This window comes from Sedimentitalea todarodis, from assembly GCF_032595355.1.
GTDB lineage: Bacteria > Pseudomonadota > Alphaproteobacteria > Rhodobacterales > Rhodobacteraceae > Sedimentitalea > Sedimentitalea todarodis.
Genome location: NZ_JASMWN010000012.1, coordinates 125,147 through 150,851 on the forward strand (window position 1 = coordinate 125,147; position 25,705 = coordinate 150,851).

The window sequence follows — 25,705 nt, forward strand, 5'->3', positions numbered from 1 at the left end:
CCTTCTTTTTCTTGCTGAAAATATCCTCGGGGGGTCTGGGGGGCAGACAGCCCCCCAGTTCCGTCCCGACGACAACCGCTCAATTGCCTGCGCGAGACCTTTCCCGCAACCGATGCGCATCGTCACCAGGCCCTTGGGGCCGCCACTCCGCCCAGTTAGAGGGTCCTGTGTGTGTGGATCGCAACGGCCGCTCACGCCGGGTGACCCATTGCACGATCACCTGCCTTCGTGCTCTGCATCTGACAGGCACCATCGAGCAGCCGTTGGTGCAATTTCATAACAACCATGTTGACAAGCGCCATACGACACCCGAATGAATCCGTCATGGCGGAAAATGCGGACGATATCCTGACATTGCTGCCCGCGCGGCTGAAAGAAGCGCGGCGCGAGCAAGGCTTGTCGCTTGAGGCAGTGTCGAACCTGTCGGGCGTGTCCCGCTCGATGGTCAGCCAGATCGAACGCGGCGAAAGCAGCCCGACGATTGCGACCCTCTGGAATCTCACGCGCGCACTGCAAGTGGATTTCGCGGGGCTGCTGGATACCGAGGCTGCAAGCGATAAAGTCGATTTGCTGCGCGCCAGTGACGTGCCCAGCATCGACAATATGGGCCAGGGCTGCCGCATCCGGATCCTGTCCCCTCCCGAAGAGGCCGGCGGGCACGAAGTCTATGACATCATGTTCAAGGCTGGTGGCGCGCTGCGCAGCCAACCCCATGCACGGGGCGCGCGCGAACAACTGACGGTGCTGGAGGGCACGGTGCGCGTCACCGCCGGCTCGGCCTCAAATGTGCTGAACACGGGCGATACCGGGCGCTATGCAGCAGACATCGAACATGCGATTATCGCCGAAGACGGCCCGGCGCGGGTGTTTCTGATCGTCAAGAGCGCCTGAACCGAGCCACGGAAGGATCAGTCCGGATTGTCCTCGCCCAGCTTTGGCGCGGGCCGGTGGAGGGCAAGTTCAGCATCCGAAAACCGGAACGGTGCACGAATGCCTGGCACACCATCAAGTTCGATCTGCATGCCGCGTGCGACAACTTGCGGATCTGCCATGGCTTCGTCCAGATCGTTGATTGGACCGGCCGGGATACCCTGTGCCTCACAGCCCGCAAGCAGGTCCGCCTTGCTCCAGCCAACAGTTGCACCATTCAGTCGGGCAATCATCACCCGGCGATTGGCGAGCCTGTCCTTGTTGCGCAAGAACTCTGGCGCTTCGACCATCTCGTCCAGCCCGAGCAGGCGGCACAGGCGCTGGTATTGTGCATCATTTCCGGTGGCGATGATGATGTGCCCGTCCGCACAGTCAAATGCCTGATAGGGCGTCAGGTTCACATGGCCATTGCCCATCCGCTGCGGCGCAACACCCGTCGTCAGGTAGTTCAGCGCCTGATTGGCCGTGACCGCAACGGCTACATCCAGAAGCGCCATGTCGATGTGCTGGCCGCGCCCCGTGTCCTGCCGCTGATGCACTGCTGCAAGAATGGCCGCGACCGCGTAAACGCCGGTAAAGATGTCGGTGATTGCAACGCCGGATTTCTGTGGCTGACCGTCCGGCTCACCGGTGATCGACATCAGCCCGGACATGCCCTGAATGATAAAATCATACCCCGCACGATGGGCATAGGGGCCGGTCTGGCCAAAGCCGGTCACCGAGCAATAGATCAGGCGCGGGTTGATCGCGGACAGGCTGTCATAGTCCAACCCGTATTTCGCCAGTCCGCCGACCTTGAAATTCTCGATAAAGACATCCGCATCGCGGATCATGTCGCGAAGTTGTGCCTGACCGGCAGGTGTCGAAAAATCCACCGTGACCGAGGCTTTGCCGCGATTGGTCGAATGGAAATAGGCGGCGCTCTCGTCGTCATCGCGGGTGACAAAGGGCGGACCCCAGGCGCGGGTGTCGTCGCCGCTGGGCGATTCCACCTTGATCACCTCTGCCCCCAGATCCGAGAGCGTCTGACCGGCCCAGGGGCCGGCCAGAATGCGGGCCAGCTCGACGACCTTCAATCCGGCCAGCGGTGCAGCCATCAGTTGCCAAGCTCGGCATCAAACAGCTCTGCAAACTCGGCATAGCTCTGGTTGGCAACCTTCTCGCCGTTGACCACAAAGGACGGTGTGCCCGTGATCTCGTGTTCGGCAGCATTCGCTTGATACCAGGCCACCAGGGTCTGGGCCTTGTCGGCGTCCTGCAGGCAAACGTCCAGCTCGTCCTCGCCGATCCCCGCCAAACGGCCAATCTTGCGGAACTCGTTCACGATTTCAGGCGCGCCGCCCAGTTTGGACCACTCCGACTGCCCTTTGTAGATCAGGTCTGAAATGCCAAAGAACTTCTCTGGCCCACCACAGCGCGCCACCATCGACGCCCAGAGGCCGTACTTGTCGAAATAGACCTCGCGATAGACCAGTTTGACCTTGCCGGTGTCGATATAGTTTTTCTTGATCTCCTGATACGTTCCCTGATGAAACGCCGCGCAATGCGGGCAGGTAAACGATGCGTATTCGATCATGGTGACCGGCGCGTCCGCGGCCCCCTGCACCATTTCGACGATTGTGGATGTGTCGACGTCGGCGGCATCCTGTGCGTTGGCGGCGCCGACGAGCGCATCGGTGACCGCAGGTGCGCGTTGTCCCAGATAGAGTACAGCCCCGACAGCCAGCAGGGCCGCCGCGCCGAGAATCGCGATGAGTCGGGTCATGAGAACCTCTTTCTTACTGTTTGGGCTTGCTTAGAACGTTGCGGCCCAGCCGTTCAAGGGCTTGGCGCAAATCGTCGTTTTCAATCGGGCTGGCAACCTGCGTGGCGCTGGCGAGGATTTCCGGGGCCAGCGTCGCTTGGCTGGCGGTTTTTTTTGCTTCGAATTGGGCCTGACCTTCGGCGAAGCCGGTCGCGGCGGTCTGGGTGATCCGCACGCGGCTGATTGCGTTGTAGCCATAGACCCCATTCACCTTGGCGCGCAGCGATTCCTTTTGCATTTCCAGCATCGGTGCCTGGGCACCGGTGGTCAGCAACGTCAGCGTCGCGCCGAAACCACCCCGACCATAGGTCACATTCACCGGCCGCGCGATGGTGGCGATCTCAGGTCCGGCGATTTCGGCCCAATGGGTCAAGAGGCGCGACACCGCAAAGCCCCGGCTTTCCCCGGCCTTGCGGATCGGGTCGCTGAGGACACTTGCGGTTCTCTTGAAACCGCGGGTCGTTGATTTCCGTTGTGCCATGGCTGGTTTCCGTATCCGTTGCGCCTATTGTAAGGCGCAGGCAGGCAGGTGCCAGCGAAACCGGAGGCGATCAGCATAAAGAATGCGTGACGAAGAGATGAACGCACCCGCAACAGGGACAGGCATCGCGGCGGAGATGCTGCACTGGTATGATCGCAATGCCCGTGATCTGCCCTGGCGGATTCCGCCGGGTGATGCGCAAACGCCTGATCCCTATCGCATCTGGCTGTCCGAAGTGATGCTGCAACAGACCACCGTTGCCGCCGTAAAGGACTATTTCCATCGCTTCACCGCCCGCTGGCCCACGGTAGCCGATCTGGCCGCGGCCGATGATGGCGCAGTGATGGGAGAATGGGCAGGGCTTGGGTATTATGCGCGGGCCCGGAACCTGTTGAAATGCGCACGCGTGGTGACGCAGGCACATGGCGGACAGTTTCCCGACAGCTATGACGGATTGCTCGCCCTGCCCGGCATCGGCCCCTATACCGCCGCTGCGATTTCGGCGATTGCATTTGATCAGCCAGAAACGGTTCTGGATGGCAATGTCGAGCGGGTGATGGCCCGGCTCTATGACATTCATACGCCGTTGCCCGCCGCCAAGCCCGCGCTGCGCGACCGCGCGGCACAGCTCACGCCCGCGCATCGCCCAGGCGATTACGCGCAGGCGGTGATGGACCTGGGCGCGACGATCTGCACGCCCAAATCCCCGGCCTGTGGCATTTGCCCCCTGCGCGAGCCCTGCGCCGCGCGGCAGGCCGGCACGGCAAACGACCTGCCCAGGAAGACCCCGAAAAATCCCAAACCCACGCGTCATGGCACCATCTATCTGGCGCAACGGACAGACGGTGCCTGGCTGCTGGAACGGCGTCCGGACAAGGGGCTGCTGGGCGGAATGCTCGGATGGCCCGGATCAGACTGGGGCGAGAACGCGGTCCAAGCGCCGCCGATTGATGCCGATTGGGTGACACTGCCCGCCGAGGTGCGCCACACCTTCACGCATTTCCACCTGGTCCTGACGGTCCGGTATGCAGAAGTTCCGCCCGAAACCGTGCCCCGCCAAGGAGTCTTTGTAGCTGCCCATGATTTCCGCCCCTCTGACCTGCCCACCGTCATGCGCAAGGCTTTTGACCTCTGGCGCGGTGCGTGACACAGCATGGATGAGGCAACAGGCAACACGGACAATTCGATGATTCCCGGCATGACCCTGAAACGATGGCAATCCGCCCTTCCCTTCTGGATCTCGTTCCTGCTGATCCCGATCGCCTGGATCAGCGCCATATATGGCGGCTGGACGGTGCTGCTCTTGCCGTTGGCGTCGTGGTACGTCTTTGCGGGTCTGGACGCGCTCACCGGGCTTGACCTCGAAAATGCCGATCCCCAAACACCGGAAGCAGACCTGACTTGGTACAGCGCGCTCACAATTGTCTGGGTGCCCGCCCAGTTTGTCACCCTGTTTGGCCTGATCTGGTATGTCAGCGATGCGGATCATCTGTCGGTACTGGAAAAGCTGATGGTGTTCTTTGGCGTCGGGGTGATCACCGGAACAATCGGGATCAACTACAGCCACGAACTTATGCATCAACGGAGCCGTCTTGAACGGGCCCTTGCCGATCTCCTTCTCGCGATGGTGCTCTATTCGCATTTCCGCTCCGAACATCTGCTGGTGCATCATCGCTATGTCGGCACCCCGCGCGACCCGGTAACCGCGCGGTATAACGAGGGCTTTCTGCGGTTCTATCCACGGGTGCTGAAACAATGCCTGCTGTCGGCCGGCCGGGCCGAATGGGACAAGCTGGCCCGCAAGGACCTGCCATGGACCGATCCGTCAAACCCCTTCTTCCGCTACGGGGCGTTGCAGGTGGGAATGCTGACGCTGGCCTTCCTGCTTGGCGGGTGGGCCGGGATTGGACTGTTCCTGATGCAGGCTGGTGTCGCAATCTGGCAGTTGGAACTGGTCAATTACGTTGAACACTACGGGCTGACCCGGAAACACCTGGGCAACGGCAAATACGAGCACGTGCAGCCCCGGCACTCCTGGAACGCGGCGCAGAAGGCATCAAATCGCCTGCTGATCAATCTGCAACGTCATTCCGATCACCACTACAAACCCGACCGCCGGTTTCCTCTGCTGCAAACCTACGGCAAGGCCCAGGCTCCGCAATTGCCCTTTGGCTATCCGGTCATGACAATCGCTGCGATGATTCCGCCCCTGTGGCGACGCGTCATGAACCCGCGTGTCAGACGCTGGCGGCAAGTCTACTATCCCGAAATCAGCGACTGGCGGCCCTACGACAAGGCCACCAACCCGTTGCCGCGATAGCAACCAACGGATCCTTAACGCTTGTGCGCCAAGCTGGCGGCGCAACAACGTGGGGACTGTTGACATGCAATGCCGTATCGAACCGGAAACAAATCCGTGCTGTCTGATTGTCGAAGACAGCGAGCGCGACCAACAGATGCTGAGGCGGGCCGTACGATATGCCCAAAGAGATATCAGGGTTCAGATCGCAAACACGCTCAAAGACGCCCGGCGCGCCCTGATAAAGCTTCCGGTTTCGCTCATCCTCATGGAAAACACCTTGCCGGATGGCCGAGGAGTCGAGCTGGCGCTGGAACTGTCACAACATGCACGGTTTCGGTGCATACCCGTCATCATCGCGACGGATTGGCCATCGCCTTTCATGTGGCACAAGGCCAAACAGGCTGGCGTGCGCCATGTCGTGGCAAAGGCAGACTTCGGACCAGCCCTGATTCGGGATGTTCTGAACATCGGCAGGGAATATGGCTGACAACGCGACCAGGACTTTGTGTGACATGCGGTTCCGCTGAAACAATCCGCCCTCAAGGCAAGGATTTCATTCAAACATTCACAACCACTCTGGACGCCTGCGAGCTTTCTGGATTGGGCAACGGCAAACATCGCGCGCCCGTACTGGCAATGCGTGGCCGGCGCAAATCGGGGCCGCATGGGCGCGAACAGGAGCGCATTCATCCGGGCAAAGTGACCAAGACGACACCATTGCGCTTAACCAGATTTTGCAAAGTCTTACTATTCTCTGAACATTGCTGTAGTTTCTCCTCCAGAGTACTAGTAAAAAGATCAGAGTCTAATGCCCACCACATATACAGATCAGTTCTGGACGCTTGACCCTTTTTCCCCACCCGGTGCGGGAACGCTGCTGACCTTCACCGTCTACGATATCATCGATCAGAATGACGATGATTTCCTGACGGGCGCTGGCGGCGATACCATCAACGGCATAGATATCACCCAAACCTATCTTGGCGATACGGTGACGGTGGACATCGGCGGCACGCCTGTAACCATTACTGGCGCCACCTTTTATCTTGCGAACGGCACCCAGGTCTTTACGCCGACTGATGGTACGGTGCTGCAAGATGTAGACATCATCAGCGCAACGGGTGTTCCCAGCCAGTCGCCGGTCCCGGTCGCTTTGCTTCCCCCGCCCTGTCTCGTACGAGACACGCTGATCTCGACGCCTGAAGGGGAGCGCAAGGTTCAGGACCTGCGCGCAGGTGACAGAGTTCTCGATCTTGATGGTGTGCCGATGTCTTTGCGCTCGGTGATGAGCCGTTCGATCCCCGCCAACGAGCTTCGTGCCTACCCCAAGCTGCGGCCTGTCCGTATTTGCGCAGGCGCATTGGGCAACGGGTTACCACATCGTGACCTGCTTGTTTCGCGTCAGCATCGCATGCTGGTGGCATCAAAAATCGTCGAGCGCATGTTTGCCGCCAAGGAGGTCCTGATCCCCGCGATCAAGCTGACCACCCTTCCTGGCATCTATATCGACGAGAGCGTCGAAACGGTCGAGTATTTCCACCTGCTGTTTGATCGGCACGAAGTGATCCTGGCCGAATCCGCCCCGACCGAGAGCCTGTATCTCGGCCGTGAGGCGCTCAAATCCGTGTCCGCAGAGGCGCGACAAGAGATCTATGCGATTTTCCCTGATCTCAAGGGCGCCGTGGCTGACCCGATCCCGGCCAGGCCGATCCCATCGGGCAAGCGCCAGAAAAAGCTGGTGGCGCGACACGCCGCCAACCAGAAGCCGCTCGTGCAACCCGAGTCGGCGCGCGCCTGACACAGGCGTTTATTCCGCGGCCAACGGCATCCTGTCATGTCCGATCGCTGCGATCTCGGCAATCACACCGCGCATGATCAAACGGAACGGGTCGAAATTGGCATTCCGGCAGACCCGGCGTTCATCCATATAGAGCGCTCTGTCGATTTCGATCTGCACCGCATGCTGACGACGTGAAGGTCGGCCATAGGCCTGTGCCACATATGCTCCAGCAAACGGTGCATTGCGCGCAACCCTCAGTCCAGCCGCGGCAAACGCGGCTTCGATCCGGTCGACAATTTCACCATCCGCAGCGGCACCGAATCTGTCACCCAGCACAATTTCCGGAGAGTGACCGCGCGCGCGCGCTGCCCCTTCCATCGCCTCGTGCGGCATCGAATGGCAATCCACGAGAATCGCCTGACCAAAGTTTCCATGCGCCGCTTCAAGGAGTCGCTGGATCGCATTGTGATAGGGACGCCAATACCGGTCGATCCGGGTCCGCGCTTCGCCCATCGTCAGCTTGCCCGCGTAAATCGCCCGTCCATTTGACACGACACGCGGGATGACCCCCAGCCCTGACGCCACACGCGGGTTCTGACCCCGTCGGGTGGCTCCGAGAATCAATGCAGGGTCAAGTTCGTCCGGGCTGCGGTTGAGATCCACATAGGCGCGTGGCACCCCCGCAACCAACAGGGGCGCGCCGAACTCCGGTGCCGAATCGACCAGATCATGCACAAACGCATCCTCAGACGACCGAATCGCCACCCGATCCAGAATGCTCTGGCTCAGGAACTCCGGCGGATAGGTGCTGGCGCTGTGCGGCGACGCAAATACGACGCTGGACAGGCACTGGTCCGGTTCGGTCAGGTGAAAGGGCGAGTGGTCCATTGAGTCTCCTCGTTGCCTTCAACATAGACCGGAAAACTCTATTGCCAAAAGCCCTTGATCACGCTGACGACTCCTTTTATAGACCCCGCTACCGGCGCGGGTTTCCGCGCCCCATTTTGTTGGGGCAGGGGTCGTGCAGGTATTCATGGGCGCTTAGCTCAGCGGTAGAGCACTTCGTTGACATCGAAGGGGTCACAAGTTCGAACCTTGTAGTGCCCACCATGAATTCACTGTCCCGGACGTTCCGGGGCACCCGCAACAGAGGCGCTGGCCCGCGCCGCAGGAACAGGAGAAGGACCATGAAGGTCAGAAACTCGCTCCGCTCGCTCAAAAGCCGGCACCGTGACTGCCGGATTGTGCGTCGCAAAGGCCGCGTCTACGTGATCAACAAGACGCAGCCCCGGTTCAAAGCCCGTCAGGGCTAGAACCCGCTACAGCAGACAGACAACCGCGCCCTAGCTGGCGCGGTTTTTTGTTGGGGATCTCCGCGACTCAGCCGTAGCGGGCAGCCGTCAGCCCATCAAACGAGATTTCGGGCTTTTCGCCAAGAACCACATCGGCAACGGCGCGGCCCGAACCGCAAGCCATGGTCCAGCCCAGCGTTCCGTGGCCAGTGTTCAGGAAGAGGTTGTCAAACTTTGTTTCGCCCAGCACCGGCGTGCCATCCGGCGTCATTGGCCGCAGGCCGGTCCAGCCTTCGGCCTGACTCAGATCGCCACCCTTGGGAAACAGATCGCCGATCACATGTTTCACGGTATCGGTAGCGTGGGGGCCGAGCCGGTTGCTGTAGCCTGCGATCTCGGCAGTGCCCGCAACCCGGATGCGATCGCCCAGCCGGGTAATCGCGACCTTGTGGGTCTCGTCCATGAGGGTCGATTGCGGGGCCATCGCATCATCGATCACCGGCAGCGTCACCGAGTAACCCTTGACTGGATAGACGGGCAGCCGAATTCCGATGGGCTTCAGCAATCCCGGCGCGAAGCTGCCCAGCGCACAGACATATTTATCGCCGGTGATGCGCCCTGCCAGTTCGGTATCGACGCCTACAACCCGTCCGTTTTCGACGGCAATGCCGCGGATCGACTGGCCATACTGGAACTGCACGCCAAGCTCTGCCGCCTTTTCGGCCAACGCCACGGTGAACATCCGGCAGTCTCCGGTCCGGTCCGCCGTCAAACGCAACCCACCCACGAACTTGTTGCGCACCTCTCCCAGTGCCGGTTCGACCGCGATACAGGCATCGCGGCCCAGTTCTTCGAACGGGCTGTCAAACTCGGCGAGAATTTCCTGATCAGCGCGGGAGGCCTTCATCTGCTTGGCCGTTCGGAACAGCTGCAACGTACCCTGCGCGCGCCCGTCGTACTCGATTCCGGTTTCGGCGATCAGATCCGGCATTACGTCGCGGCTGTAGTTTGAAATCCGAACCATCCGGGACTTGTTGGTCCGATAGCTTTCTTCGTTGCAGTTGCGCACCATCTGAACGCACCATTTCCACATGGTCGGGCTGATCAACGGCCAGATGAACAGCGGGCGTCGCTTCATGAACATCCACTTCACCGCTTTTACCGGTATCCCCGGTGCGGCCCAGGGCGAGGTCATGCCATAAGACAGTTCTCCGGCATTGGCATAACTCGTCTCAAGCCCGGGCCCGTCCTGACGGTCAAGTACGACAACTTCGGCACCGGCGCGCGCCAGATAGTATGCAGTCGTTACACCGATCACGCCTGCGCCCATTACGACAATTTTCATGGTATCCCATCCTGTCTGTCCCAAGTCTGGATCAGACCACAAAGGCGCCGGTTTACCAATCGGATTTATTTCCCCTTGGTCACGGGGGCCAGAGGCACGGCGTAACATTTCCCTGAAATATCCCGAGTATTTCGCTCAGAAATCAGTTGCATCCAGATGTGAATCCTTTAATTGACTAAATCAGTCGGGAACACCCCGAAACCGATCCCAATCTAACAGGACTTTGCTTCATGCTGAAATCATCCACCTGCATCAAAGCCGCCCTGCTTGCCACGATGGCCAGCACAGCCAGCGCTGAAGGCGAACTCAACCTTTATTCTTCCCGCCATTATGATACCGACGAACGGCTCTATTCGGACTTTGAGGAATCCACCGGAATCACGATCAACCGCATCGAAGGCAAGGCCGACGAATTGATCGCACGGATGCAGGCCGAAGGCGCAAATTCCCCCGCTGATGTCCTTCTGACCGTGGATACATCGCGTCTCAAGCGGGCCAAGGACGCGGGTGTGTTGCAGCCAATCGACAGCGCCGAACTCGAAGCGCGCGTTCCCGGCTACCTTCAGGATGCTGACAACCAATGGTTCGGCTTTTCACAACGCTCGCGCATAATTTTCTATGACAAGGCGGACGTGACCGCGCCCCCCATGACCTATGCCGATCTGGCCGATCCGAAACACAAGGGTCTCATCTGCATCCGCTCGTCTTCGAACACCTACAACCAGACCCTGCTGGCCTCGATCATCACCCACACCGACGAGGAAACCGCCAAGGCCTGGGCGCAGGGTGTGGTCGACAATATGGCACGTGCGCCACAGGGCGGTGACACCGATCAATTGCGCGGAATCGTGTCAGGCGAATGTGACATCGCCGTCGCAAACACCTATTATTTTGCCCGCTCGATCCGCAAAGATGTAGACGGCCTGTCGGCGGAACGTGACATGATCGGCTGGGTGTTCCCCTCCCAGAATGCAGAAGGTGCGCACATGAACCTGTCGGGCGGCGGCGTCGCGGCCCATGCCCCCAACCGGGAAAACGCGGTCAAGTTCCTCGAATATCTGGCAAGTGATCAGGCACAGGAGTATTTCTCGGCCGGAAATGACGAATACCCCGCCGTTCCCGGTGTCGGCCTGTCGCCGGCCATCGCCGCCCTCGGCTTTTTCAAGCCCGATGACATCGACCTGTCTGAAGTGGCAGAAAACATTCCTGCGGCGCAGCGAATCTTTAACGAGGTGAACTGGAATTAGTCCTTTCCACCATGACGAGAAAGAGCGGGTGCAAAGGTCAACTTTGCACCCGTTTTCTATAGGAAAACCGCCAGATGCAGCCTGCTGCATGGATTCTTTTCTGTGGATCTGCCAGAATAGAGGTAAGGAAGACCGGTATACGAAGCAGGCAGGAAATGTGGCAGCCTGCGCAGAGTTGACGAGTTTCAAATCGGCTTCGATTTCCCTGCGGGCAAGGCTCGCGACCATTTAGAATTGATCAGGATCCATTTCAGATGCCCCTTGCCTGCGTTCTGATATCTGACATCACCGGCAGCACCCAGCTTTATGAGACGGCAAGCAACCAGTCCGCGCTTGAACAGGTCAGCAAGGTGTTGGCGAGAATGCGGCAGATCATCGAAGCCGCAGGAGGCGAATGCGTCAAATCCCAGGGCGATGATGTGTTGAGCTTTTTCGAAACCTCTGAACAGGCGTTTCAATCCGCATGGGCAATGCTCAACGAAAACTGGCCTGCGGGGCTGTCGGTGCATATGGGCACCTATTTTGGCGAAATTCTCAATCATGAGAACGACATTTACGGCAGTGCCGTCAACACGGCGGCACGGCTCTCATCGCTGGCCAAGCCGGGCGAAATCCTCGTGGGCGACCGGGGTTACGATGATCTGTCGGCTGAAAGCAAGGCGCGTTTGCTGATGATCGGAGAAATCCAGTTGCGCGGCAAGGCCAGCCCCACGCGTGTCTATTCCTGTTCGGTGACCGAACTTAGCGAACAGACCGTGATTTTTGGTGGCGCAAGCAAGGAACGGGGTCGCGGCACCGAGTTGGCCGATCTGCAACTGAACGGCAAGACATGGCAGATCAGCGAAGGCGAAAGCCTGACGCTCGGGCGATCTTCCGACTGCGATATCGTCCTGAAACCGGCCTGGGTTTCGCGCAAGCACGCGGCGTTGTCGATCCGGCGCGGACAGCTAGAGTTCACCGATCACAGCAGTTCAGGCAGCCTGATCCGCATGGCCAACGGCAGCGAAGTCACGCTGCACCGTCGCGCAACGCTCCTGAACGGCAGCGGCGCGATATACCTGGGGCCTGGCACCCATATCGATGATGATTGCTGTATCCGCTTTACCACCCACGATCTTGCTCTGGTGCAGCCCAAACAGGCAGTCTGAACCCGTTCGCCACATTCGCCTGTTCCTCGGCACATTGCCGACAACGAATCCGGTTTGCCTCGCCTCGCCGCTGCGCTAGGGCTGGGGCAACATGGAGGGGCAGATGTCAAAGATTACCGTTTTCGACGTGAACAGGATCATCATGGTTCAGGACCGCGCAGCTCCGACAATTGTTGCCCTGACATGTATGGGATGGCGATGATGACTGCACCACTGCCCCTCACCGTCATCAGCGGCTATCTCGGCGCTGGCAAGACGACGCTGATCAACCGGCTTCTCGCCGAGGATCACGGGCTGCGCCTGATGGTCATTGTCAACGATTTTGGTGCAATCAACATTGACAAGGCGCTGATCAAGGCGCGAGGCGACGACACGATCGCGCTGACGAATGGGTGTGTCTGTTGCACGATGGACGCGGACCTCTTCATGGCGCTTGGCGAGGTGCTCGACCGGTCGGACCGGCCGGATCACCTGATCATCGAAGCCAGCGGCATCGCCGATCCCGCGGCGATCGCCAGCACCGCCATCGCCGAACCGGACCTCAGCTATGCGGGCATCATCACGCTGATCGACGCTCAGAATATCGACGCATTGCAGGACGACCCTCTGATCGCTCCACAGGTCACACATCAGATCACCTCCGCCGATCTGGTGCTTCTGACCAAGACTGGCGCTGCGAACACGGCACTCATTGACCGGCTGGCGACCCTGGGCGTGCGCAATCCACAGGTGCTGGACGGCACGCCGCTTGGCCCCCTGCTCTTTGACGTCATGCCTCTGCCCCGGGGCCGTGCGACTGCCCCGCACCCGGCCTATGCAAGCTGGCAGCACGATAGCGACATGGTGCTCGACCGCAGGGCCATGGGGGACAAGCTCGCCAACCGCCCGCATGGGCTTTACCGTCTCAAGGGGTTCGTCCAGACAAATGACGGCGGGTATGAAGTGCATGTCGTTGGCCAATACGTCAAAGCCAACCGCGCCCAAACCGATCGCACCACGCTGGTCGCCCTTGGCCCAGCCGACCGCATCAGCCGCGACGACATCGAAGCATGGTGGAGTGCCTGACACCGGGGCCGAGCATCGGTTTTGGCAAGCTTTGATTTCTGCAATTCATAAAGAGAGCACTCGGAAAGAAAATCAATTCTAACGTGATTCAGACCCCGTACATTGTTGTTTCTGCCGGGGTTGCGCCATATCAACGACCTCGGGTGCGTATCTGCGCCAGGACTAGATCTCGGATCACAAACAATGGGGACTTCACCATGAACATCTCAACCGGTCTGCTGAAAACAGCGCTGGCCAGCGGCGCCCTCATCCTTTCGCTCTCAGGTGCAGCGCTCGCCAACGAGAACACCCAGCAGGGTGTATTGAAATGCGATGTCGAGGGCGGCGTAGGCCTGCTTCTTGGCTCCAAGAAGGATATGACCTGCGTTTTCACAAAGAATGACGGGACGGTCGAAAACTACACTGGGCGCGTTCTGACAATCGGCGTCGATATCGGCGTGACCAAGGACAGCCATATTACCTGGGCCGTTCTCGCCCCCTCAGGTGACAATGATGCCGGCGCACTGGCGGGAAGCTACGATGGCGTCAAGGCGGAAGCGACCGTCGCAGGCGGCGTCGGTGCAAATGTCCTCGTCAGCGCCGGAAATCAATTCACGCTTCAGCCAATCAGCGTACAAACGCAAAAGGGTCTGAACGTTGCTGGTGGATTTGGCTCGATCAAACTGAAATACGTCAAGTAGGCTTCGGGTTTACCGGCTGACCAAAGAACAGGGCGCCCTCGTAACGGGGTGCCCTTGTTCGGTTCCCCGACGACCGCCAGTTCAACGGTTCCGCCCGACTTGCCGGCAGATCAGGATCACCGGCAACAACCCCGCGGCGACGATGACCAGCGACGGCACCGCCGCGCCTTCCAGGCGTTCATCGCTCGCAAGTCGATAGGCCTGCACGGCCAAGGTATCGTAGTTGAACGGTCTCATGATCAAGGTTGCCGGAAGCTCCTTCATCACATCAACGAACACGATCAGAAGCGCAGTAAGTAGGCTTGGCGTCAGAATCGGCAGATGCACCCGGCGCAACGTTCCGAAGGGCGTTTCTCCAAGAGATCGCGAAGCGGCATCCATATTGGCATGAACAGTGCTCTGCCCGCCTTCGTATGCGCCCAGTGCCGCCGCGAGAAACCGCACCATGTAAGCCGCAACCAACAACCAGATCGACCCGGTGACCAACAGGCCGGTCGAGATATCAAACGTCGCCCGCATCCAGGAATCCAACGCGTTGTCAAACGCCGCGAACGGAACCATCAACCCCACCGCGATCACCCCGCCCGGAACAGCATAGCCCAGCCGTGCGACATACCCCGCCACCGCCGATCCACGCCCCGGGCGCAGCCGCTGAAAGAACCCGATGGCAATTGCCGCCAGCAAGGTCACGACCGCGGCCGTCCCGGCCAGCGTGATCGAATTCCGGATAAACCCGATATAGCGGCGGCTGAGCAGGTCCTGTTCACCGCCCATCCCCATTGCAAACAGCACCAGCGCTGGCAGCACACACCCCAGAACCACCGGGATCATGCAAAGCAGCATCGCCAATACCGCCCGCCAGCCTTCAAGCTGGGCAGCCTCCATCGCCATCTGGCGTTTGCCCGCCTCGTGGTATTTTGCCCGTCCCCGCTGCACCCGTTCGGTCACTGCCAAAAGCAGCGCAAAACTCAGCAGACAGAGCGCAAGCTGGGCGGCGGCGGCGCGATCCGCCATCGAAAACCAGCTTGTGTAGATGCCTGTCGCGAAGGTCTGCACACTGAAATACGCGACCGTACCGAAATCGGCGATTGTCTCCATCACCGCGAGCAGGACGCCGCCCGCGATTGCCGGGCGCGCCATCGGCAGGCTCACTGTCCAGAATGCAGCCCAGGCGCTCTTGCCAAGGGTCCGCGCCGCCAGAAACGCGGCGGAACTCTGCTGCAGGAATGCGGCACGTGCCAGTAGGTAGACGTAGGGATAGAACACCAGCACCAGCATGGCCGCCGCGCCCCAGAGTGAACGTATCTCGGGAAACCAATAGTCCCGCGGCCCCCACCCGGTCACGTCACGCAAGGTCGATTGCACGATGCCCGGATGATCCAGCAAATAGGTGTAGGCATAGGCGAGCACATAGGCCGGAAAGGCGAGCGGCAACACCAGCATGATCTCCAGGACCCGCACCCCCGGAAACCGTGTCATCGTTACCAGCCAGGCCGCCCCGACGCCGATCGCAAAGGTGCCTGCAGCGACCAGTGCCACCAGCGCCAATGTCGTACCGGCGTAGCGGGGCAGCACAGTATCCAAGAGATGTGAAACAGTGTCGGTGCCACCCGTGACGGCCGCCAAGACGACAGCCAACATCGGCAACAGGCAGACCGCCGCAACAAGATAGGCGATTGTGGCCAGCAGCCCGGCACCACCATCTCTGCGTCGCCGCTTGCCATTTGCGGGCAGCTCGATGGCTTCGGACATTGCGGGTTTGCCTCTACCTGACGTGACAGAACAGAGGGGCAGGCGCCCTCCTGCCCCTTATTCGATCAATTTCGTCGGATATTCCAGCCCGAAACCGCAGGACTGCGACAGCATACCATTGGCCCCGGCACTCTCAAACGCAGGCGGAGATGCTAGTCGTAGCTCCGCTGATCCTCGATCACCAGCCCATCCCTTGGCAGGCTGCCCGGCGCGACAACGTCGATTGCGCCCTTGAGTTTGAGCACATCTGCCACGGTTCCGGCATAGACGGCGGCGTCTCCGCCGGTCGCCTCGATCCGCACCGTCATCGCATCCATTTCGCCCTCGCGGCTCGCAATCACCCGCGCCTTGACGATTTCATCGTGACGCGCGACCAATGCGGCAACCTGTTCGGGGCGAATGAACATCCCTTTGATCTTGGTGGTCTGGTCAGCCCGGCCCATCCATCCCTTGATCCGCATATTGGTGCGCCCACAGGGGCTCTCCCCGGCCATGACCGCGCTCAGATCGCCCGTGGCAAACCGGATCAGCGGATAGTCGGGGTTCAACGTCGTCACCACCACCTCGCCAACCTCACCCGGAGCAACCGGCGTGCCGGTTCCGGGGGTGACGATTTCGACGATGACCTGTTCGTCGACAATCATTCCCTCCATCGCGGCGCTTTCATAGGCGATATTTCCCAGATCCGCAGTGGCATAGCTTTGCAGACACAGAATTCCGCGATCTGCGTATTCCGCGCGCAGGCTGGGGAACAATGCACCGCCGCCGACCGCCGCCTTTGTGATTGCAAGCGTCACGCCCATGCTGTCAGCCTTGTCCAGGATCACCTTGAGATAATCCGGCGTGCCCGCATAGGCCGTGGTACCGACATCCCGTGCTGCCGTGACCTGCAATTCGGTCTGCCCGGTTCCGGCAGGCAATACCGCTGCTCCGACCGCACGTGCGCCGCTCTCAAACAGCATTCCCGCTGGTGTCAGGTGATAGCCAAAGCAATTCTGCACAATGTCGCCTGCTCCGATGCCAGCGGCATGCAGAACCCGCCCGAACCGCCACCAGTCATGATCAACCCCGCCTGGCTCGTAGATCGGACCGGGAGACTGAAACACATGGGCAAAACCCGACACGGGTTTCGCCGTAAAGCCCCCGAAAGGCGGATTGGTCGACTGCGCCCTGCCCAGTTCCGATTTGCGCAGCACCGGCAGCGCGGCAAGTGCCCCGGCATCGGTGATCGCATCCGCCTCAACCTGTGCCAGCGACTCCGCATAGCCCTTCAAAGCCTGCGCACGGGCAATCTGCACCGGCAATGCACGGGCCAGATCTTTGGCTCTCTGGTCGGCGCTACGGGTTTCAAGTTCGTCGTAGAATGATGATGACATTTCGCCCTCGTGTCCTCTGACGTTATGCGCTGGCCAGCGGACGCAACCACGCCAATAGAAGACCTGCGATGAAAATGGGGATTTGGGTCAGCAGAAGTGACGCAGGGCCTGCCATCAACTCAACCAGCGCTTGCGACGACGGTAAGAGCGCACATCACGAAACGATTTGCGGCCTTCATCCGACATGCCGAGATAGAACTCCTTGACGTCCGGGTTTTCACGAAGCTCGGCGGCGGGACCGTCCATCACCACGCGCCCGGATTCGAGAATGTAGCCGTGATGCGCAAAACGCAGCGCGACGTTGGTGTTCTGTTCGGCCAGCAGGAAGGACACGCCTTCCTTTTCGTTGAGATCCTTGACGATCCCGAAAATCTCCTCGACCAACTGCGGTGCGAGGCCCATGGACGGTTCGTCCAGCAGGATGGTCTCGGGCCCGGCCATCAGCGCGCGGCCGATTGCCACCATTTGTTGTTCTCCGCCGGACGTATACCCGGCCTGGCTCTTGCGCCGCTCGCGAAGGCGCGGGAAATACTGATAGACCTTTTCCAGATCGGCCATCATCTCGCCGCGACCCTGGCTCCGCGTATAGAACCCGGTCAGCAGGTTTTCCTCGACCGTCAGATGTTCAAAACAGTGACGCCCCTCCATGACCTGGATCACACCGCGTTTCACAAGTTCGGCAGGGTCGAGATCCTGCACCCGGTCTCCGCGATAAACGATGGACCCTTTGGTCACCTCGCCACGCTCGGAATGCAACAGATTGCTGACCGCTTTCAGCGTCGTGGTCTTGCCCGCGCCGTTCCCGCCCAGCAATGCGGTGATCCCACCCTTGGGCACCTTCAGGCTGACGCCCTTCAGCACGAGGATCACATGGTTGTAGATGACCTCGATATTGTTGACCTCAAGCAGGGTCTCGACGGTCGCTTCGGTACTCTGTGCAGCGTCCAGCATCGGCTTGTCTTCTCACATCATGTCCGGGTCCCGGCCGCCACAGATTGCGGCGGCCGGTCGTTGGCGTTTAGTTGCACTGCGGCTCGATATTGTTTTCCGCGGCAAAGGCTGCGGAATCCTCTTCGACCAGCGCGCCGATCACTTCACGATCCGACTGTTTGAATTCGGAAACCAGCGACCAGGTCTTCGCGCTTGCATCCCACTGCGCCACGCCCACCATGCCGTCGCCACCGTGGTTCTTGCAGCTCACCGAAAAGGCCGGACCGAAATTGGGCATGCCCAGTTCGGCCATGCGTTCCTCGGTGATTACGAGGTTCTCCATCGCATCGCGCATCATACCCGACGTGATTTGAGCAACACCGTTGGCCTCTTGTGCGTCGCGCGCAGCTTCGGCTGCAAGCATTGCGGCATAGACGCCACGGTTGTAGAGAACCGTGCCAATCTGATCGCCATTGCCTGCGGCCTTGCCGGCATCGACAACGAATTTCTGAATGTCGTCAAACACCGGGAAATCCTTGCCAACCGCGTGGAAGGTGATCGCCTTGTAGCCGTTCGCAGCGTCGCCAGCGGGCAGAACGTCATGTTGCGCACCAGCCCACCAGACGCCGATAAAGTTCTCCATCGGGAACCGGATATTGGCCGCCTCCTGAATGGCAACCTGGTTCATCACACCCCAGCCCCACATCACGACGTAGTCCGGCTTGTCGCGGCGGATCTGCAGCCACTGCGATTTCTGTTCCTGACCGGGACTGTCGACCGGCAGCAAGAGCAGTTCATAGCCGTATTTCTTGCCCAATTCCTCGAGCGTGCGGATCGGCTCCTTGCCATAGGCTGAGTTGTGGTAAACCAGTGCGATCTTCTTGCCTTCGATGTTTCCATCGTTGGTCTCGAGCAGATAGTTCACCACACCCGAAGCGCCATCCCAGTAGTTGGCCGGATAGTTGAAGACATGGCTGAACACATTGCCGTTTGCAGCCGAGGTTCGACCATACCCCATGGTGTGAATGGGGATGTCATCCACGATGGCTTTCGGAATGATCTGATAGGTGATGCCGGTCGACAAGGGCTGAAGCACCAGCGGGTTCTGGCTCTTGAGGCTTTCATAGCATTCCACACCCTTTTCGGTGTTATAGCCGGTCTCGCATTCCGGAACGAGAATTGTCTCGCCGCCGATGCCGCCATCACGCTCGTTCAACAGTGTGAAATAGTCGGCGTAGCCATCCGCAAACGGAATGCCACCCGCCGCAAAAGGCCCGGTACGATAACTCATCGACGGGAACACAAGGTCCGCCATCACGGGCCCTGCCGCCATGAAGGCGCCAAGCGCCAAGGTTGTCAGTTTCAGTTTCATCGGTTCGTTTCCTCCCTGTTGGTTATTCCGATGGTGTGTCCGTCCCGGTCGGGACGGTCGATCCGTAAGATGGGCGCGTGGCCCTTTCCTGCGTCAATACGGGAATGGCCAAAGCCTCAGCTTCTCCTTTGCGAGGCGCCACAACTGTGCCAGCCCGTGTGGTTCAACGATCAGAAAGAACACGATCAGCGCCCCGACGACCACCAATTGCAAATGCGCGACGATATCGGTCGGCCAGCCCATCAGGTCGACGCCCACAACCTTGAGCACGACTGGCAGCAGCACCAGGAACGCCGCACCGGCGAAGGAGCCGAATATCGACCCCAGACCGCCGATGATCACCATGAACAACACGAGAAACGACTTGTTGATGCCAAACGCTTCGCCGACCTCGACGGCCCCCAGATAGACCGAGAAGAACAGTGCGCCCGAGATGCCGATAAAGAAGGAACTGACCGCAAAGGCCGTCATCTTGGCCTTCAGCGGGTTCACCCCGATGATCTCGGCCGCGATATCCATATCCCGGATCGCCATCCAGGTGCGGCCCATCGTACCTCGCGTCAGGTTCCGCGCGATCAGCGCGCTTGCCGTGACAAAGATCAGGCAGAACATATAGGTGGCCCAGGCCGGCGCGCTTGCGCCCGTGATCAGGACGCCGAACACTTCACGCTCCGGCGCGCTGATCTGGCCAGAGGCCGAGTAGTTGTAAAACCATGGCACCCGGTTGAACAGCCAGACCAGAAAGAACTGTGCCGCGAGCGTCGCGACCGCGAGGTAGAACCCCTTGATCCGAAGACTCGGCAGCCCGAACAGAACCCCGACCGCCGCAGTGATGACACCTGCCAGCGTCACGTGAACAAACATGCTGACATCGGGGAATGACGTCATCAGCTTGTAGCAGGCATAGGCGCCCACCGCCATGAACCCGCCCGTGCCGAGGCTGACCTGTCCGCAATATCCGGTCAGAATGTTCAGTCCGATCGCCGCAATCGCATAGATCAGGAATGGCAACAGGATCGCGTTTGCCCAGTAGTCGTTGATGACGAACGGCACCACGAGAAAGGCAACCGCCAGCACCGCGTAGTACCGATACCGGTCAAAGCGGATGGGAAAGGTCTGGTTGTCTGAGGCATACGAGGTATGATAATCCCCGGCTTCACGATAGAACATGTTCAGCGTGCCCCCTTGGCATGTGCGCGGTTGCGCGTTTCTGCATCGATCTGGTTGGACTTGCGTGCATAGCCGCTCTCCTCCGCTGCCCGCACCAGTCTCATGTAGGCGAGAATGCCCCCGAAGAACCCTGCGAATGCCAGCAGCGCCGCAATCACGATCTGCCGGTCGCTCAGCCCGTCAGCGGTCAGTGCAAGATATCCGAAGGCCCAGAATCCCGACCAGGCGATGACATTCAGGATGGCAACGATCTTGGTCAAGCTCACACCCTCTCGATGATCTTGTCGCCAAACAGACCCTGCGGACGGAACAGCAGGAACAGCAGCGCCAGCACATAGGCGAACCAGTTTTCCGTAGCGCCGCCCACCATCGGGCCAATCGCGAATTCAAACAGCTTTTCACCGACCCCGATGATAAGCCCGCCGACAATAGCGCCCGGGATCGAGGTGAACCCGCCCAGCATCAGAACCGGCAACGCCTTGAGCGCGATCAGCGAAAGGCTGAACTGCACACCCGACTTGGTGCCCCACATGATCCCTGCAACCAGGGCCACGATCCCGGCCAGCGACCAGACCAGCACCCAGATGTAGTTCAGCGAAATACCCACCGACAGCGCCGCCTGATGGTCATCGGCCACGGCACGCAAGGCGCGCCCCTGCTTGGTGTACTGGCTGAACAGCATCAGCGCGATCACCAGAAGCGCCGCGATCACGCTGGCCACGATGTCAAGATTGTCGATGAAGAAGCCATAGCCGAATATCTCGTAGGTGACTGCATCGATGGTCTCGTTGATCCCCTGCGGCAGCCCCACATCCAGCTTCTTGATCTCCGACCCCCACATGAGGTCGCTCAGACCTTCGAGGAAATAGGCCAGCCCGATGGTGGCCATGAACAGGATGATCGGCTCCTGGTTGACCAGATGCCCCATCACGAATTTCTGCACCGCCATCGCCAGCAGCACCATGACCCCAACGGTCAGCATGATCGCGAACAGTGCCGGGACATGCCAGCCGAAATGGTGAATGTCCGTGCCGAATATGGCGTTGATCAGATGCGAAAACGGCACCTGCCCCTCCATGATCCCGACCAGCGTCATAGCGGCAAAGAGCGCCATGACGCCCTGCGCAAAGTTGAAAATCCCGGACGCCTTGAAGATCAGCACAAATCCCAATGCCACCAGCGAATAGAGCACGCCGGACATCAGGCCGTTCAAAAAGACCTCCATCCCGAAAATCATCTGTTCAGGCATGTGCCGCACTCCCTTTCATCGCCCGCGCCGGTTCAGTCATGGCTCACCCCCAAATAGGCATCGATCACATCCTGGTTGCTGCGCACCTCGTCCGGTGTGCCATCGCCGATCTTCTTGCCGTAGTCCATCACCACGACCCGGTCGCTCAGGTCCATGACCACGCCCATGTCGTGTTCGATCAGCGCGATGGTGGTGCCGAATTCGTCATTCACATCCAGGATAAAGCGGCTCATGTCCTCTTTCTCCTCGACATTCATTCCCGCCATCGGCTCGTCCAGCAACAACAGCGTCGGCTCCGCCGCTAGCGCCCGGGCCAGCTCGACCCGCTTTTTCAACCCGTAGGGCAGGCGTGACACCGGGGTTTTGCGGATATGCTGGATCTCGAGAAAATCGATGACCTTCTCGGCAATGTCCCGGTTCGCGGTTTCTTCCGCCTCGGCCTTGCCCTTCCACAGTGCCTGAGACAACAGCCCGGTCTTCATCTGTGTCAGCCGCCCGGTCATCACGTTGTCCAGAACGCTCATGCCCTCGAACAGCGCAATGTTCTGAAACGTGCGCGCGATACCCTGACGCGCCACTTCATAGGGTCGCATCTGCGGACGGCGCGACCCCTTGTACCAGACCTCGCCTTCCTGCGGCACGTAGAACCCCGAAATCACGTTCAGCATCGAAGACTTGCCGGCCCCGTTGGGGCCAATGATCGCGCGGATCTCTCCTTCGCGGATGTCGAAACTGATATCGGTGATCGCCGTCACGCCGCCAAATCGCAGGGTGATGTTCTTCATTTCCATCACCACGCCGCCGATCTTGCGGCCGTCCTCGGTCACGTATCCTTCGGATGCATCAAGCATCACAGCGTCCTTTCCTGTTCGGGCAATCCGCACCGTCACGGGACGGCGGGCGGGGCGATGACCGAAGGTCAAGCGTCGTCCTTCCGGCCCTCATTCCGCTGCCACTTTCTGCGGGACAACCGGCACAACCTTGGCATCGCGGATCTCCAGCGTCGCCTTGATCGCGCCCTTGCGCCCATCCTCATAGGTCACTTCCGTCACCGTACTGACCTTGGGAGACCCGTCATAAAGCGCCTGCACGATATCGGCGTATTTGTCCTCGACGATCCGGCGGCGCACCTTGCGGGTACGGGTCAACTCGCCATCATCGGCGTCGAGTTCCTTGTGCAGAACCACGAACCGGTGGACCTGGCAGCCCGACAGCATCGAATCCTCCGCAACCGACAGGTTGACCTCTTCCACATGGCTCTGGATCGTGTCCATCACCTGCGGATGCCCGGCCAGTTCCTGATAGGACGCATAGGCGACATTGTTCCGTTCCGCCCAGTTGCCGACAGCAGACAGATCGATATTGATAAAGGCTGTGCACTCGTCGCGACCATTGCCAAAGACCACGGCTTCCAGCACGTTGGGATAGAATTTCAGCTTGTTTTCAACGTATTTCGGCGCAAACAGGCTGCCATCCGCCATCTTGCCCACGTCCTTGGCGCGGTCGATGATCCGCAGGTGCCCGGTATGTTCCTCAATGAACCCGGCATCACCCGTCGCAACCCAACCTTCGGCATCCTTGGTATCCGCGGTGCTCTCCGGATTCTTGTAGTATTCGACAAACACCCCGGCGCTGCGATAGAACACTTCGCCATTGTCCGCGATCTTCAACTCGACACCGGGGCTTGGCACTCCCACCGTGTCCGACCGCACCTGCCCGTCCGGCTGCGCGGTAATGAACACGGTTGCTTCGGTCTGTCCGTAAAGCTGTTTCAGGTTGATTCCGAGCGAACGGTAGAAATCGAAAATCTCGGGTCCAATCGCCTCGCCCGCGGTATACCCGACCCGCACCCTTGAGAATCCCAGCGTGTTCTTCAGCGGTCCATAGACCAGCTTGTCACCGATCTGGTACTTGAGACGATCGGCAAAGCTCACCGGTTTGCCATCCAGGATATCGGGGCCAACCTTGCGCGCATGGGCCATGTAGGTGTCAAACATCCGCTTCTTCAGCGGGCTGGCATCCTCCATCCGGATCATCACATTGGTCAGTTGCGTTTCAAACACACGCGGTGGCGCAAAGTAGTAGGTCGGCCCGATCTCGCGCAGATCCGTCATCATGGTTTCCGGACTTTCCGGGCAGTTCACGCAAAAGCCGCACCAATAGGCCTGCCCGATGGAAAAGATGAAATCGCCCACCCAGGCCATCGGCAGATAAGCGAGAATTTCGTCTGTCTGACGCAGATTGTCGAAGTCGGCTGAACTGCGGGCGCTCTCGATCACGTTCCGGTTGGAGAGCACGACTCCCTTGGGTTTGCCCGTGGTTCCCGATGTATAAAGCATCACGCAGGTGCTGTCATAATCGAGCTTGCCCTGACGGGATTTCAGTTCCTCGATGTACTCGTCATAGGCGGCGCGGCCCTGATCCTGCACGTGGCTGTACTGGTGCAACTTCGTATGGTCGTATTTCCGCAAGCCCCGCGGATCCAGATAGATCAGATGCTCGAACTGATGAAGCTGGTCCTGAACCTCAAGCACCTTGTCGACCTGTTCCTGATCGCCGACAATCACGAATCGAGCACCACAATGGCCCAGCACATAGGCCATCTCTTCGGCGTTGGCGTCCTGGTACAACGGGACCGGAACCGCACCGACCATCTCTGCGGCAACCATCGACCAGTAGAGATAGGGCCGGTTGCGCCCGATTATCGCGATGAAGTCGCCTTCGTTCACGCCCAGGTTGATCAATCCCAGCGCAAGCGCCTCGATCTCGCCTGCGGCGTCCGCCCAGGTCCAGGTTTGCCAGATCCCGAACTCTTTCTCCCGATACGCGGTTAACGATCCGAATTCGAATACATTGCGATGAAGCAACGCCGGAACGGATTGCAATCCTCCGGCACCTGTCTGCGACTGAGCCAAGTCTGTTTCCTCCCACAACCGGCCTGTTAACCGGTCCTTGATCGTATTGTCTGCGACCTTGCCGACCACACAACCCGGCGCAACACTCGGCGTCAACTTTTTCCTGAAGATTTCCTAAACCTTACAAATTGTAACAGCGCACCACTCCGGCTTGACATTCCTTGCGCGCTCGCCGGGAATTGGCGGCATTGTAGTGGTCAGGAGGTGCGGAACATGTCAAAGCCTGTCGTGGAATTCTGGTTCGAGTTCGCCTCGACCTATTCCTATCTGAGCGCCATGCGTCTGCCCAGAATGGCCGAGGCTTCGGGTGTAACCGTGCATTGGCGCCCATTTCTTCTGGGGCCGATCTTTGCGGCGCAGGGAATGTCGGACTCACCTTTCAAGATCTTCCCAACCAAGGGGGCCTATATGTGGCGCGACATCGAACGTCTCGCCGCACGGCAGGGCGTGCCGTTCCGCCGGCTGGAAAGATTTCCCCAAAACGGCCTGCACGCGGCCCGCATTGCACAGATCGCCCTGCATCGTTCCGAGGGCATCGCCTTTTGCCACAACGTCTATCTCGCTGAATTTGCGGATGGCAAAGACATCTCTGACCCGGAAACACTTGCCGATTGCGCCGCCCGCGCCGGATTGCCGACCGACATCCTGTCAAATGCCAAAACGCCCGAGAACAAGCTCGCGTTGCGACATGCGACCGAAGCGGCAGCAGAGCGCGGCGTTTTCGGTGCGCCGAGCTTTCTGGTCGGTGACGAACTGTTCTGGGGCGATGACCGGCTGCAAGATGCCTTGGACTGGGCCATCCGGCATGGTTAGATGATCCATCCAGGTTCAGAGGAGACCACGGCCATCCCCCCGCGTGCAGATCAG

General features: G+C 59.8%; 25 protein-coding genes and 1 tRNA gene. 12 read left to right on the forward strand and 14 right to left on the reverse strand.

The features are described 5' to 3' along the window. Positions 1–324 precede the first annotated feature (324 nt). A complete protein-coding gene (locus QO231_RS15275) occupies positions 325–891 on the forward strand; it encodes a helix-turn-helix domain-containing protein (RefSeq protein ID WP_316778126.1) in 567 nt (188 codons plus the stop codon). A 17-nt stretch (positions 892–908) separates the two neighbouring features. Here the strand turns inward: QO231_RS15275 and QO231_RS15280 are convergent, their stop codons facing one another. The 3 genes from QO231_RS15280 to QO231_RS15290 are packed head-to-tail and all read right to left on the reverse strand — an operon-like array spanning position 909 to position 3,215. Beyond that, positions 909–2,027: a CaiB/BaiF CoA transferase family protein gene (locus QO231_RS15280; RefSeq protein WP_316778129.1), complete on the reverse strand. Its 1,119-nt coding sequence runs from the start codon at positions 2,025–2,027 to the stop codon at positions 909–911. Further along, complete coding sequence (locus QO231_RS15285) at positions 2,027–2,695, reverse strand: DsbA family protein (protein ID WP_316778131.1); 669 nt, start codon at positions 2,693–2,695, stop codon at positions 2,027–2,029. Before QO231_RS15285 ends, QO231_RS15280 begins: the two co-directional genes overlap by 1 nt. 13 nt (positions 2,696–2,708) lie before the next feature. After that, on the reverse strand, positions 2,709–3,215 hold the full coding sequence (locus QO231_RS15290; protein WP_316778133.1) for a DUF721 domain-containing protein: 507 nt from the start codon (positions 3,213–3,215) through the stop codon (positions 2,709–2,711). An 82-nt stretch (positions 3,216–3,297) separates the two neighbouring features. Here QO231_RS15290 and mutY point away from each other — a divergent pair, with 82 nt between their 5' ends. The 4 genes from mutY (at position 3,298) to QO231_RS15310 (ending at position 7,315) form a co-directional block, all read left to right on the forward strand. Then, on the forward strand, positions 3,298–4,362 hold the full coding sequence (gene mutY, locus QO231_RS15295; RefSeq protein ID WP_316778136.1) for an A/G-specific adenine glycosylase: 1,065 nt from the start codon (positions 3,298–3,300) through the stop codon (positions 4,360–4,362). A 39-nt stretch (positions 4,363–4,401) separates the two neighbouring features. Continuing rightward, positions 4,402–5,535: an alkane 1-monooxygenase gene (locus QO231_RS15300; protein ID WP_316778229.1), complete on the forward strand. Its 1,134-nt coding sequence runs from the start codon at positions 4,402–4,404 to the stop codon at positions 5,533–5,535. A gap of 64 nt (positions 5,536–5,599) precedes the next feature. Then, positions 5,600–6,004: a response regulator gene (locus QO231_RS15305; RefSeq protein ID WP_316778139.1), complete on the forward strand. Its 405-nt coding sequence runs from the start codon at positions 5,600–5,602 to the stop codon at positions 6,002–6,004. Positions 6,005–6,325: 321 nt separating this feature from the next. Further along, positions 6,326–7,315 carry a Hint domain-containing protein gene (locus tag QO231_RS15310; RefSeq protein WP_316778141.1) on the forward strand — a complete coding sequence of 330 codons (990 nt, stop codon included), beginning with the start codon at positions 6,326–6,328 and terminating at the stop codon, positions 7,313–7,315. Positions 7,316–7,324: 9 nt separating this feature from the next. Here the strand turns inward: QO231_RS15310 and QO231_RS15315 are convergent, their stop codons facing one another. Then, positions 7,325–8,185 carry an N-formylglutamate amidohydrolase gene (locus tag QO231_RS15315; RefSeq protein WP_316778143.1) on the reverse strand — a complete coding sequence of 287 codons (861 nt, stop codon included), beginning with the start codon at positions 8,183–8,185 and terminating at the stop codon, positions 7,325–7,327. A 147-nt stretch (positions 8,186–8,332) separates the two neighbouring features. On the opposite strand from QO231_RS15315, the gene QO231_RS15320 reads away from it, so the two are divergent. Then, positions 8,333–8,407 (forward strand) — tRNA-Val (locus QO231_RS15320). A 77-nt stretch (positions 8,408–8,484) separates the two neighbouring features. Further along, a complete protein-coding gene (gene ykgO, locus QO231_RS15325) occupies positions 8,485–8,610 on the forward strand; it encodes a type B 50S ribosomal protein L36 (RefSeq protein ID WP_085850311.1) in 126 nt (41 codons plus the stop codon). A gap of 67 nt (positions 8,611–8,677) precedes the next feature. Here ykgO and QO231_RS15330 read toward each other — a convergent pair whose 3' ends face one another. Further along, the gene (locus QO231_RS15330; RefSeq protein ID WP_316778152.1) at positions 8,678–9,934 is read right to left on the reverse strand and encodes a D-amino acid dehydrogenase; all 1,257 of its coding nucleotides are present in this window, start codon (positions 9,932–9,934) and stop codon (positions 8,678–8,680) included. A 230-nt stretch (positions 9,935–10,164) separates the two neighbouring features. On the opposite strand from QO231_RS15330, the gene QO231_RS15335 reads away from it, so the two are divergent. The 4 genes from QO231_RS15335 to QO231_RS15350 all read left to right on the forward strand — a co-directional run bounded on the left by QO231_RS15335 (position 10,165) and on the right by QO231_RS15350 (position 14,074). Beyond that, complete coding sequence (locus tag QO231_RS15335; protein WP_316778156.1) at positions 10,165–11,181, forward strand: Fe(3+) ABC transporter substrate-binding protein; 1,017 nt, start codon at positions 10,165–10,167, stop codon at positions 11,179–11,181. A 254-nt stretch (positions 11,182–11,435) separates the two neighbouring features. Continuing rightward, positions 11,436–12,329 (forward strand): adenylate/guanylate cyclase domain-containing protein, encoded by an 894-nt coding sequence (locus tag QO231_RS15340; RefSeq protein ID WP_316778159.1) that lies wholly within the window; start codon positions 11,436–11,438, stop codon positions 12,327–12,329. A 201-nt stretch (positions 12,330–12,530) separates the two neighbouring features. Then, a complete protein-coding gene (locus QO231_RS15345) occupies positions 12,531–13,394 on the forward strand; it encodes a CobW family GTP-binding protein (RefSeq protein WP_394356607.1) in 864 nt (287 codons plus the stop codon). A gap of 197 nt (positions 13,395–13,591) precedes the next feature. Beyond that, entirely contained in the window at positions 13,592–14,074 is a 483-nt protein-coding gene (locus QO231_RS15350; RefSeq protein ID WP_316778164.1) for a DUF992 domain-containing protein, read from the forward strand. 81 nt (positions 14,075–14,155) lie between these two features. On the opposite strand, the gene QO231_RS15355 is transcribed toward QO231_RS15350, so the two are convergent. The 9 genes from QO231_RS15355 to QO231_RS15395 form a co-directional block, all read right to left on the reverse strand. Continuing rightward, positions 14,156–15,826, reverse strand: a complete 1,671-nt coding sequence (locus QO231_RS15355) for an ABC transporter permease (protein ID WP_316778167.1) — start codon at positions 15,824–15,826, stop codon at positions 14,156–14,158. Positions 15,827–15,978: 152 nt separating this feature from the next. Next, the gene (locus QO231_RS15360; RefSeq protein ID WP_316778170.1) at positions 15,979–17,202 is read right to left on the reverse strand and encodes a phenylacetate--CoA ligase family protein; all 1,224 of its coding nucleotides are present in this window, start codon (positions 17,200–17,202) and stop codon (positions 15,979–15,981) included. A 114-nt stretch (positions 17,203–17,316) separates the two neighbouring features. After that, positions 17,317–18,153, reverse strand: a complete 837-nt coding sequence (locus QO231_RS15365; protein ID WP_316778173.1) for an ABC transporter ATP-binding protein — start codon at positions 18,151–18,153, stop codon at positions 17,317–17,319. A 67-nt stretch (positions 18,154–18,220) separates the two neighbouring features. Continuing rightward, positions 18,221–19,504: an ABC transporter substrate-binding protein gene (locus QO231_RS15370; RefSeq protein WP_316778175.1), complete on the reverse strand. Its 1,284-nt coding sequence runs from the start codon at positions 19,502–19,504 to the stop codon at positions 18,221–18,223. Between the two features lie 93 nt (positions 19,505–19,597). Continuing rightward, complete coding sequence (locus QO231_RS15375) at positions 19,598–20,674, reverse strand: branched-chain amino acid ABC transporter permease (RefSeq protein WP_316778178.1); 1,077 nt, start codon at positions 20,672–20,674, stop codon at positions 19,598–19,600. Positions 20,675–20,676: 2 nt separating this feature from the next. Continuing rightward, positions 20,677–20,934: a hypothetical protein gene (locus QO231_RS15380; RefSeq protein ID WP_316778180.1), complete on the reverse strand. Its 258-nt coding sequence runs from the start codon at positions 20,932–20,934 to the stop codon at positions 20,677–20,679. 2 nt (positions 20,935–20,936) lie between these two features. Continuing rightward, the gene (locus QO231_RS15385) at positions 20,937–21,923 is read right to left on the reverse strand and encodes a branched-chain amino acid ABC transporter permease (RefSeq protein ID WP_316778183.1); all 987 of its coding nucleotides are present in this window, start codon (positions 21,921–21,923) and stop codon (positions 20,937–20,939) included. A gap of 32 nt (positions 21,924–21,955) precedes the next feature. Beyond that, positions 21,956–22,774, reverse strand: coding sequence for an ABC transporter ATP-binding protein (locus QO231_RS15390; RefSeq protein ID WP_316778184.1), 819 nt, complete (start codon positions 22,772–22,774; stop codon positions 21,956–21,958). A gap of 90 nt (positions 22,775–22,864) precedes the next feature. Next, entirely contained in the window at positions 22,865–24,838 is a 1,974-nt protein-coding gene (locus tag QO231_RS15395) for an AMP-binding protein (RefSeq protein WP_316778187.1), read from the reverse strand. Between the two features lie 213 nt (positions 24,839–25,051). Between QO231_RS15395 and QO231_RS15400 the strand changes: the two genes are divergently transcribed. Beyond that, complete coding sequence (locus QO231_RS15400; RefSeq protein ID WP_316778189.1) at positions 25,052–25,651, forward strand: 2-hydroxychromene-2-carboxylate isomerase; 600 nt, start codon at positions 25,052–25,054, stop codon at positions 25,649–25,651. Positions 25,652–25,705 lie beyond the last annotated feature (54 nt).